Raw genomic sequence first — 10,736 nt, 5'->3', positions numbered from 1 at the left:
CTGGAAGCCGATTACTGATGACCAGTGAGGTTCAGATGTCGCAGATGTCTGCTGGCGCGCGCATGCGCGCGGCGATGCAAGCCGAAAAGCCCCTGCAACTGCCGGGCGCCATCAATGCCTACAGCGCAATGCAGGCCGAACGGGCAGGTTTCAAGGCGCTGTATGTGTCTGGTGCGGGTATCGCCAACGCCAGCTATGGCTTGCCGGACCTGGGCATGACCAGTCTCGACAATGTCTGTGAAGACATTCGTCGCATCAGCGGCGCCACCGAACTGCCGTTGCTGGTCGATGCCGATACCGGCTGGGGTGCGGTGTTCAACATCCAGCGCACCGTCAAGGAATTCATCCGTGCCGGTGCTGGCGCCTGCCATATCGAGGACCAGGTGCAGGCCAAGCGTTGCGGTCATCGCCCGGGCAAGGCAGTGGTGGCCAAGGAAGACTTCGCCGACCGCATCAAGGCCGCCGTGGATGGCCGCACCGATGCCGATTTCGTCATCGTCGCCCGTACCGATGCGCTGGCGGTGGAGGGGATCGACTCGGCACTGGAGCGGGCGCAGCTGGCGCAGCAGGCAGGTGCTGATGTGATCTTCGCCGAGGCCTGCACCACCCTCGACGACTATCGACGCTTCATTGCCAGCGTGAACATCCCGGTGCTGGCCAACCTGACCGAATTCGGCAAGACGCCTTACTTCACCGTGGGCGAACTGGCCGAGATCGGCGTGTCCATGATCATTTATCCGCTGTCGGCCTTCCGGGCCATGGCGCGGGCGGCCGAAGGCATCTACACCGCCATCCGCGAGGAAGGCACCCAGAAGAGCGTGGTCGATCGCATGCAGACCCGTATGGAGTTGTACGAGGTGCTGGGTTATCACGATTACGAGCAGAAGCTCGATCAGCTCTTCGGCAAGGACTGAGGAGCGGTGTCTGGTCGCGACCCGAGGTCGCTCCTACAAGCGGCGATGCCTTTCGTAGGAGCGACCTTGCGTCGCGACCGTGGTATCGGGCAGCGGTGGCGAAGATCGGGAACCGCGGTGAGCTGCCGGCAGAAGCCGAACGCGGAGTACGCAAAGAGGCGCTGAGAACGCAGAGAGGAGCTTGTCCAGATCCACTTTGCTTTTCTCCGCGTTCTCGGCGGCCCTCTGCGTTCTCTGCGTTGATGCTCTTGCCCACCGGCGAGAGACACGAGCGCAGCCGGCTGTTGAACCCCGCTCCGCAAGCACACTTAGTCGCATCTGCTGGCGCTCTTGAGGAGGTACGCTAGACCGCAGGATTTCGGGCTGCGGGGGTGTGGTCGATGCGAAAGCTGTGGCAGAGCGCTTGCGCATTCTGCTTCATGCTCGGCGGCTGCATGGCCGTAATCGCTGCGCCGGCCTTGATCGGCACACCGCCGACGGCGCGTTATGTGCCCGAGCTGGATGTCATTCCGCAGAATTTCGCCATCGTTCGCGACTCCCGCGGCCTGGTCTATGTCGGCAACACCAATGGCGTCATGGAATTCGATGGCGAGCGCTGGACGCTGATTCCCATGGTCAACCGGGAGATCGTGCGCTCACTGGCGGTCGACGCCAATGACCGGGTCTACGTCGGCGGCTACAACGCCTTTGGCTATCTGGATCGGGACGAATTCGGACAGACCCGCTACGTGGATCTGACACCGCGATTCGCCGAGTTCATTACCAATCCGGAGTTTGCCGACATCTGGGACACCTTGGTGACGCCCGAGGGCGTCTATTTCCGGGCTCTGCGGCAGGTCTTTCTGTGGAACCCCGCGGATGACTCCGTGCGTCATTGGCAGCACGAAGGGCGCTTTGGTGCGATCACGCTGACTGACGCCGGCACCTTGCTGCAGTTTCGCGGCGAGGGTTTCAGGGTGCGCCGAGGCGAGGATTTCGTTCCCTTGGCCGGCACCGAGTCGCTGTCCGGATTGATCGTCGGCCTGGTTCCCTTGGTCGACGGTGGCTACCTGGGCTTTGGCGTCGATGGCGTCTGGCGCCGGCTGGACGTGGACGGGAACGTCCGGCTGCTCAAGATGCCCGAGGGAATGCCGCCGTCATCGGAGTTCAATGCAGCGGCCAGGCTGGACGACGGCAGTATCGCCTTTGCCTCCGGAGATGGTTTGCTCTACCTCGTTGACCCGCTACGCCACGGGATGCAGCGATTCAAGCTCGATCCCGGCTTTCTGTCAGGCATCTATCCCACCGGTGACGGCGGTTTTCTGGTGTCGGGAAATTCCGCCATCTATCGGGTGTCCTGGCCTACCGAATGGGCCGTGCTGGGCGATGAACATGGCGCCGAGGGCAGCATGTTCGACATGGCCACCTGGGCCGGATCGGAGTATCTGTTGTCGAGTGCAGGCGCGGCCCGATTGATTCCGCAAGAAGGGGCCCCGCCACGGTTCGAAACGGCGGAATGGGGAACCAAGCTTGCCTACGGATTGATAGAGATCGACGCCGAACGTGCGCTGCTGGCTGAAAGCCACAAGCTGATCCTGGTGGATCGCGGCAAGCGTGTCGACTTAGGTGACGGCCTGATCTACCCTCGGAGTTTTCTCGCCTCGCGCTTTCGGCCGGGCCGGATCTACGTTGGCACTGAATCCGGGCTGCGCATCGTCGAGGTGAAGGCCGACGAGGTACAGATTTCAGGTCCTGACCTGCTCGGCAAGGATCTGGGTGTGATCGACCTGGTCGAGATCTCCGAGCAGGAATTGTGGCTGGGCACCCGCCGGCAGGGTGTCTGGCAGGTGCATCTGGATGCCAACGGCGCCATTGATCGACAGCAGCGATTCGGACCTGAGCAGGGGCTGAAACTCGGAGTGATCGGCATGGCCGGCCTGCTGCGACTCCAGGATGGTCGGCTGATCGTGAGTACGCACGAGGGTTTTTTCCGATTCTCCGAGGGCAGGTTCGAGCCTGAGGACATGGACGGTCTGGCCGCACAACGAAATCCGGAGGAACTGCTGTCACTGGCGCAATCGCCCGGGGGCGAACTCTGGGCCGTGGGTGTCGGCCGGCTGTTTCGCCGCGCAGAATCAGGACAATGGCGTCTGCAATCGGTAGGGGGTTTGCGCCGAGGTGCCTTCGAACAGGTCCATTTCCGCGCCGGGGGCGGAGTCATCGTGGTGGCCAGCCAGTCGCTTCTGTTGTTGAACCCACACACGGACGGCGAGCGACCTTCGCGTCCGCAACTGCTGTTGCGTTCGGTGGCGCGCGCGCTGGCCGACGGCGGTCGGGAACTGTTGCCCTTGCATCCCGAGCAGGCCGTGCACCTGCCCTATGCCGACTTCGGGGTGCAGTTTCAGTTTGCCTTGCCGGACCTGGCCTATCCCCGCGGTCGTGCCTACCAGGGTCGGCTGGTGGGCTACGAGACCGAGTTCTCGGAATGGTCCAGCGCCCGCGCTTACCTGTATTCGCGACTGTCGCCGGGTGCCTATGCGCTGGAGGTGCGGGCGCGCGACGGATCCGGAAACATCAGCGCCATCGAGCCCTACCGGCTGGTGATTGATCCGCCCTGGTACCGCGCCAGCTGGGCGTTGCTGCTGTGGATCCTGTCCTCCGTGGCGATCCTCGGCTGGCTGGTGCAGAGCATGATCCGGCGTCGCACCCAGAAGCTTGCGACCGAAACCCGTCGCCTGGAATCCATGATCAAGGCCCGTACGCGGGATCTGGCGAGTGCCAATCAACGGTTGGAGCTGATGGCCAATCTGGACGGGCTGACCGGTATTGCCAACCGCCGCAAGCTCGATCAGTTCCTCGAAGAAGCCTGGCGGCAAGGTCGCGAGCAACAACGCCGACTGGCCTTGCTGGCCATCGATGTGGACCACTTCAAACGCTACAACGATAGCCATGGGCATCTGGCCGGCGATCAGTTCCTGCGCGACCTGATGCCGATACTGGGGAATTGCCTGCGTCGCGACCAGGATTTGCTGGCGCGCTACGGCGGCGAGGAGTTTGTCGCGGTGATTCCAGGGGCCGACAGCCAGACCGCGCTGGCCGTCGCCGAACGCATGCGCAGCGAAGTCTCCGCAGCGAATCTGGGTGCCAGCATTTCCATTGGCGTGGCCAGCGTGGTCCCCGGCCTGGGCGAGGTCAGCGAGTTGATCGAGGCGGCTGATGCCGCGCTGTATGCGGCCAAGCATGCGGGGCGCGATCGGGTGGTTGCCGCACCAGAAACTCAGGCCTGAGTCCCGCGTGGAACTCGGCAGGGAATGTCGGGACAAGTCGGCGTCTGTGATAGCCCTAGGCCCGTAGCCTTTTCCCCGTGCCCCGCACTCAACGCCCCCAAGCCTGACTGAATCAAGGCAGTTGGGGTCGGGCTGAGCTTCGCTTCCACGCGCACTTCCGTATGCTGCCGGCCACGGCCGCACAGGAGTAGACGGAATGAGCGAGAGCGAGTTTTACGATCGCAAGACGCGCCAGCTGCGTCTGCTCTCCGAAGCCCTGGAAAGCGGGCGACTGGCGCCGGTCAAGCGCATGTTGGACACGCTCACGGCCGGTGAGATCGCGCGGGTGCTGGAATCACTGCGGCCTGACAAGCGCCGTGTGGTCTGGGGTCTGGTCGATCCGGACGATGATGGTGAGGTGCTGGTCCATGTGGCTGACGAGGTGCGTGACAGCCTCGTGCGCGAAATGGACAACGAGGAACTCATCTCAGCACTGAATTCGCTGGATATCGATGACCTCGCAGATCTGGTTGAAGACCTGCCGCAGCAGCTGATCGAGGAATTGCTGCGGGGCATGGATCGCGAGAACCGCGATCGCCTGGAGCAGGTGCTGTCGTACCCGGAAGACAGCGCCGGCCGTCTGATGAACACCGACGTGATCACGGTGCGCGCCGACGTCGCCGTCGATGTGGTACTGCGCTTTCTGCGCATGCACGACGAGATGCCCGAACACACCGATCATCTGTTCGTCATCAATCGCAATGGCCGCTACATCGGTCGGGTGGCGCTGACTGCGCTGCTGACCTCGGCGCCCGAGCGCACCATTGCCGAAATCGTCGATGACTCGCACCCGGCCATCCGCGCCAGTGCCTCGCTGGAACACGTAGCCGAGGAATTCGAGAACAACCGCTATGTGTCGGCCCCGGTGGTCGATGGCGACAACCGCCTGGTCGGCCGTATCACGGTCGACGACGTCATCGACCTGGTACGCGACCGCGCCGAGCACGATCTGATGTCCATGGCCGGCCTCAATGAAGAAGAAGACATGTTTGCGCCAGTGGCGCTGGCCAGCAAGCGCCGCGCCGTGTGGCTGGGCATCAATCTGCTGACTGCCTTTCTGGCCGCCTGGGTGATCGGCAAGTTTGCCCACACGCTGGAACAGATCGTGGCGCTGGCGGTGCTGATGCCAGTGGTGGCCAGCATGGGTGGCGTGGCTGGCACGCAGACGCTGACGCTGATCGTACGCGGCCTCGCTCTCGGTCAGGTCAGTTGGGACAACGCCCGCGATCTGGTCTCTCGCGAACTGGCCATCGGTGCCCTCAACGGTCTGCTCTGGGCGCTGGTGATCGCGCTGGTGGCCTGGGCCTGGTTTGGTGACTGGCGCATTGCAGCGGTCATCGCCGCTGCCATCATCATCAACTTGCTGTTCGCGGCCTTCTCAGGCGTGCTGATACCGCTGGTGCTCAAACGCTTTGCCGTCGATCCAGCCCTGGCCGGCGGCGTGGTGCTGACCACCGTTACCGATGTGATCGGATTCCTGGCGTTTCTGGGGCTGGGGACGATGTTTCTGCTGTAGCGTTTGGCGAGGGCACGAGGGCAAGAGGGCAGGAGGGCACGAGGGCGAGAGGGCACGAAACGGCGCGGAGCATCTGCCTTCCCTGTGGGAGCGGGCTCTGCCCGCGACTGCTTCCAGACAACCCCGGGAAGAGCTCGCGGGCAGAGCCCGCTCCCACAGGTGGCGCCAGCAGCGTGCACTGTGCCAGCCTTTTCGTGCCCTCGTGCCCTCGTGCCCTCGTGCCCTCGTACGCCGTCCTCAGCGCAAGCCAGTCTCGTTGCGGGCGATCACCAGGCGCTGGATCTCGCTGGTGCCTTCGTAGATCTCGGTGATCTTGGCATCGCGGAAATAGCGCTCCAGCGGCATTTCCTTCGAATATCCCATGCCGCCGTGGATCTGGATGGCCTGGTGGGTGACGAACATCGCCGTTTCCGAGGCAAACAGCTTGGCGCAGGAGGCTTCGGTGGAGAAGCGGGCGCCAGTCTTCATCGACTGCTGCTTGGCCCAGGCGGCGCGCAGGGTCAGCAGCCAGGCGGCGTCGATGCGCATCTTCATGTCGGCAATCTTGGACTGGATCATCTGGAAGGAGCCGATCGACTGACCGAAGGCCTTGCGGTCGCGGGCGTAGACCAGACTGGCCTCGTAGGCAGCTCGGGCCAGACCAACCGCCTGCGCGGCGATGCCGATACGGCCGGCATCGAGCACGCCCATCGAGATCTTGAAGCCATCGCCTTCCTTGCTGATGCGGTCTTCAGCGGGGATCTTGTAATCGGTGAATTCGATCTCGCAGGTGGCCGAGGCGCGGATGCCGAGCTTGGGTTCGGTCTTGCCGCGATGGAAGCCTTCACGCTCGGTGTCGACGATGAAGGCGCTGATGCCCTTGGCGCCGCGGGTCGGATCGGTCATTGCGAACAGCATGATGTACTTGGCCACCGGGCCCGAGGTGATCCAGCTCTTCTTGCCGTTGACGGTGTAATAGCTGCCATCGGGCGAAGCGACGGCACGGATGCGCATCGAGGACGCATCCGAACCCGATTGCGGTTCGGTCAGGGCAAAGGCGCCGATGGCCTTGCCGGTGGCAATCGGCGTGACATAGCGATGCTTCTGCGCTTCGTTGCCGTACTTCAGCAATCCATTGCAATAAAGCGTGTTGTTGACACTCATGATCGTCGAATGAGCGCAGTCGGCCGCGGCGATTTCGATCATGGCCAGGGCATAGGCGATCGAATCCAGCCCGGCGCCGCCGTACTCCTGGGGCACTTCGATGCCCATCAGCCCGTTTTCGCCCAGGACCTTGATGGTTTCCATCGGAAACTCGCCACTCTTGTCGAAATCGGCGGCGATCGGTGCAATGCGCTCGGCGGCAATGCGCCGGGCAATGTCCTGGATCATCAATTGCTCTTCGGTGAACGCAAAGTTCATGGTGTGCTTGACTCCGACAGGGGGGAAGAGGGCGGCGCGTACGCGCTGAATGTCCCGATTCTATCCCGTGACGCATCACGGATCCGCAAAAAACGGCCGACGTGCCCGCGTTGGGTCTGCGCAGCCGGCCCCAGCGCAAGCCACATGCCTATACTTCGCGGCTACGAAACAATGGACCAGACGCCGATGAGCTTGTGGAAATCGATCACCGTCGCCTTGCTGGCAGTCCTCGCCGGTGCCTGCGCCACAGCGCCCAAGCCAGTGGCGGTCGAGGCACCGCGCGCGGCCGTCAGCGGCAATCTGGTCCTGGACGGCGTGCCCGAGCGCTCGGCCGAGCTCGGCGAGCGACTGGCCCGCTACCAGAACACGAGGCCGGCCGATCTGCTCGGGTGGCTGCCGGATGATTCGGGCATTCTGGTGTCGCTGCGTTTCGGCGACGTGCCCCAGCTGGCCAGGATCAACCAGCCCGATGGCATGCGTACACAGCTGACTTTCTTTGACGAGCCGGTGGTGCAGGCCTGGATCAGTCCGAATCCTGCGGTCAATGGCGCCATCTTTGCCAAGGATGTGGGTGGCAACGAGTACTACCAGCTGCACTTCCTGAGTTTTGCCGATGGCCGCACGCGCATGCTGACTGATGGCAAATCGCGCAATGAAAGCGTGGTCGTGGCCCCCGACGGCCGACATTTTGCCTATTCCAGCACCGCCCGCAACAGTCGCGACTTCGATATCTGGGTGGGCGACATGACCGATATCGAGCCGCATCGGCTGGTGCTCAAGGAAGGCGGCTCCTGGTACCCGCTGGATTTCTCGCCGGATGGCAGTCAATTGCTGGTGCAGCAACGGTTCTCGATCAGCGATGCCCGCATCTTCGTGCTGGACATCGGCACGGGTCAGTTGCGCCGACTGCAAGTGGGTGGCGACACCAGTTTCGACGGCGACGCCCGCTTTGACCGTGACGGCCGCAATGTCTTCGTGATCAGTGACGCCCTCGGGGAGTCGGTGGGTCTGGTGCGCATCGAAATGGATACCGGTGTGGTGGTGCCACTGTTCACGCGCGACATCTGGGATATCGAAGGCATCGATCTGAGCGCCGACGGGCGCTATCTCGCCGTATTGCGCAACGTGGATGCGAGCAGCACGGTGAAGATCTACGACCGCCACAACAGCATGCAGGAAATCAGCTCGGTCGTGCTCGATCAGGGGGTGATTCCCAGAGCGCTGTTCAACCGGGCAGGCACCGAGATCGGCTTCACCGTCAGTGGTCCGCAAGTACCGGGGGATGTGTTTTCGCGCACGCTCAATTCGGGAACGCTGACCCGCTGGACCCACGGCGAGACCGGCGGAATCGACCCCAACCAGTTCGTGATGCCCCGCATCATCCGCTACGGTGCCTTCGACACCGATCCGGACAAGATGAACACACCCCGGCAGATTCCGGCCCATGTCTACACGCCCGTGGGCGATGGGCCCTTCCCGGTGCTGATCATGATTCATGGTGGCCCGGAATCGCAGGCGCGACCGCGTTTCAGCGAGTTCATCCAGTTCCTGGTGCGCGAACGTGGTGTCGCCGTGGTAGTGCCGAATGTGCGAGGGTCCTCCGGCTACGGCAAGAACTATCTGGCGCTCGACAACGGCCGCAAACGCGAAGATTCGGTGCTGGACATCGGCGCCTTGATCGGCTGGATCGGCACTCAGGGTGAATTCGATGCCAAGCGTGTCGCGGTCTACGGTGGCAGCTACGGTGGCTACATGGTGCTGGCCTCGATGGTCCGCTATTCGGAGTTTCTGCGGGCCGGTGTCGACATCGTCGGCATCAGCAATTTCGTGACCTTCCTGGAAAACACCAATCCCTACCGAGTCGACCAGCGCAGACCCGAATATGGCGACGAGCGCGATCCGGAGATGCGCCAGTTCCTGCACGAGATTTCGCCCTTGACCCAGGCACATCAGATCCGGCGGCCGCTGTTCGTCATCCAGGGCGCCAATGATCCGCGCGTGCCCCGCAGCGAGGCCGAACAGATTCTCGAGGCGGTGCGCGACAACGGTGAAACCGCCTGGTTCATGCTGGCCCTGGATGAAGGTCACGGCTTCCGCAAGAAGTCCAACCGTGACCGCATGACCGAGGCTGTGATCCAGTTTCTGGATCAGCATCTGCTGCCGACAGCGCCGTGAACTTTCGCCCGCCCGAGGCTCATCCGGCCGCGCTTGGCGCGGTGGCTGCAGCTGCGGAACTGGCGGCCGGACGGCTCAGTGCGGTTGAGCTGACGAGCGCCTACCTGGAACAGATTGCGCGCTTCAACCATCAGATCAATGCCTATCTGCATGTGGACGAGGCCGGTGCCCTGGCCCAGGCAGCGGCCAGCGACGAGCGCCGCGCCCGCGGCAACGCGCATCATCCGCTCGATGGCATCCCCTTTGGCATCAAGGACAATATTGCCGTGGCCGGCATGCCGCTCACGGCTGGCCTGGAAGTGCGACGGCAACGAATGGCTTCCGAGGACGCCCACTGTGTGGCCAAACTGCGCCGTGCCGGTGCGGTGATCCTGGGCAAGCTGCATCTGCATGAGGGTGCTCTGGGCGCGGACAGCGACAATCCCTTCTATGGTCCTTGTCATAACCCGCTGCGGCTCGGATACACGCCGGGCGGTTCCAGCGGCGGCTCTGCAGCCGCCCTGGCGGCGCATCTGTGCGCGCTAAGCCTCGGCACCGACAGCATGGGTTCGGTGCGCATACCCGCTGCCTATTGCGGTGTCGTGGCCCTGAAGCCCAGCGCCGGGCGAGTGTCACAGCGCGGGCTGGTGCCGGCCTCGCACCGACTGGATCATGTCGGTCCGATGGCACGCAGTTGCGAGGATCTGGCCGCAGTGTTGCAGCAGATCTCGGGCGTGGATCTGCACGATCCGCAGTCTCGTCTGGTGCCGCTGGCCCATGCCGAGCGCGCGCCCGAGCGCCTGCGGGTGGGGGTGCTCGGCGATCTGCGCAGTCACGGCGTGGATGCCGACGTGATCGACTGCTTCCAGCGGACTGTGGTGCGCCTCGGCAGCTTGCTGCCCAGAACCGAGGGAGTGGCTTTTGATGATGTCGACTTCGGTCGCTCCCGTCGCGCAGGACTATTGCTGTGCGAGGCGGAAATGAATCTGGTGCACGCCGCCGATCTGGCAGCGCAGCCGGAACAGTTTTCCCCGGCCTTGCGGCAGATGCTGGCCTTTGCCCGATCGCGCAGCGCGGTGGATCTGGCCGCCGCCCGGCAGTTGCTGGATTGCGCTGTGGTCAAGGCCCGCGAGGTGTTTGCCCGCGTCGACGTGCTGCTGACGCCGACCACACCGCAGGCGGCCTTTCCCTTCGGCAGCGCGGTACCCGTGAACCAGGCCGATCTCACCAGTTTTGCCAACTTCGCCGGCATTCCCGCCTTGAGTCTGCCGATGGGACTGTCGAAGGACGGCATGCCGCTGGGGCTGCAACTGCTCGGGCCGATGGGTAGTGATCTGCAGTTGATGGCGCTGGCGGAGCGCATCGAAGCGCTGCTTGGAACGCACTGATCGGCTCCCGCGAGTAGTTTCCACCGGGCCATGAACAGCCGATCGTAGGAGCGCCCTC

At 63.6% G+C, this 10,736-nt stretch carries 6 protein-coding genes; 5 read left to right on the top strand and 1 reads right to left on the bottom strand.

All coding sequences use genetic code 11. The annotated features are described in order from the left end of the window. The first annotated feature begins 35 nt into the window (after positions 1-35). The 3 genes from prpB (at position 36) to mgtE (ending at position 5,735) form a co-directional block, all read left to right on the top strand. Positions 36-914: a methylisocitrate lyase gene (prpB, locus tag H7A19_13725; protein MCP5475887.1), complete on the top strand. Its 879-nt coding sequence runs from the start codon at positions 36-38 to the stop codon at positions 912-914. 380 nt (positions 915-1,294) lie between these two features. Then, positions 1,295-4,180 (top strand): diguanylate cyclase, encoded by a 2,886-nt coding sequence (locus tag H7A19_13720; GenBank protein ID MCP5475886.1) that lies wholly within the window; start codon positions 1,295-1,297, stop codon positions 4,178-4,180. A 196-nt stretch (positions 4,181-4,376) separates the two neighbouring features. Beyond that, the gene (gene mgtE, locus H7A19_13715; GenBank protein MCP5475885.1) at positions 4,377-5,735 is read left to right on the top strand and encodes a magnesium transporter; all 1,359 of its coding nucleotides are present in this window, start codon (positions 4,377-4,379) and stop codon (positions 5,733-5,735) included. Positions 5,736-5,972: 237 nt separating this feature from the next. Here mgtE and H7A19_13710 read toward each other — a convergent pair whose 3' ends face one another. Next, the gene (locus H7A19_13710; GenBank protein ID MCP5475884.1) at positions 5,973-7,136 is read right to left on the bottom strand and encodes an acyl-CoA dehydrogenase family protein; all 1,164 of its coding nucleotides are present in this window, start codon (positions 7,134-7,136) and stop codon (positions 5,973-5,975) included. A 144-nt stretch (positions 7,137-7,280) separates the two neighbouring features. Here H7A19_13710 and H7A19_13705 point away from each other — a divergent pair, with 144 nt between their 5' ends. Both H7A19_13705 and H7A19_13700 read left to right on the top strand, forming a co-directional pair. Then, positions 7,281-9,311: a S9 family peptidase gene (locus tag H7A19_13705; GenBank protein MCP5475883.1), complete on the top strand. Its 2,031-nt coding sequence runs from the start codon at positions 7,281-7,283 to the stop codon at positions 9,309-9,311. Beyond that, on the top strand, positions 9,308-10,678 hold the full coding sequence (locus tag H7A19_13700) for an amidase (GenBank protein MCP5475882.1): 1,371 nt from the start codon (positions 9,308-9,310) through the stop codon (positions 10,676-10,678). The genes H7A19_13705 and H7A19_13700 overlap by 4 nt, the downstream gene beginning before the upstream one ends. Positions 10,679-10,736: the final 58 nt, after the last annotated feature.

The organism is Rhodanobacteraceae bacterium (genome assembly GCA_024234055.1).
GTDB lineage: Bacteria > Pseudomonadota > Gammaproteobacteria > Xanthomonadales > SZUA-5 > JADKFD01.
Note: the sequence above shows the minus strand (reverse complement) of the source record. Positions and strands in the feature narration are given on the sequence as shown.

What these genes read in the sequence shown, in the direction of transcription:
- prpB (MCP5475887.1), top strand. Translation starts at nt 36, where the DNA reads ATGTCGCAGATGTCTGCTGGCGCGCGCATGCGCGCGGCGATGCAAGCC.
- H7A19_13720 (MCP5475886.1), top strand. Translation starts at nt 1,295, where the DNA reads ATGCGAAAGCTGTGGCAGAGCGCTTGCGCATTCTGCTTCATGCTCGGC.
- mgtE (MCP5475885.1), top strand. Translation starts at nt 4,377, where the DNA reads ATGAGCGAGAGCGAGTTTTACGATCGCAAGACGCGCCAGCTGCGTCTG.
- H7A19_13710 (MCP5475884.1), bottom strand. Translation starts at nt 7,136, where the DNA reads ATGAACTTTGCGTTCACCGAAGAGCAATTGATGATCCAGGACATTGCC.
- H7A19_13705 (MCP5475883.1), top strand. Translation starts at nt 7,281, where the DNA reads ATGCCTATACTTCGCGGCTACGAAACAATGGACCAGACGCCGATGAGC.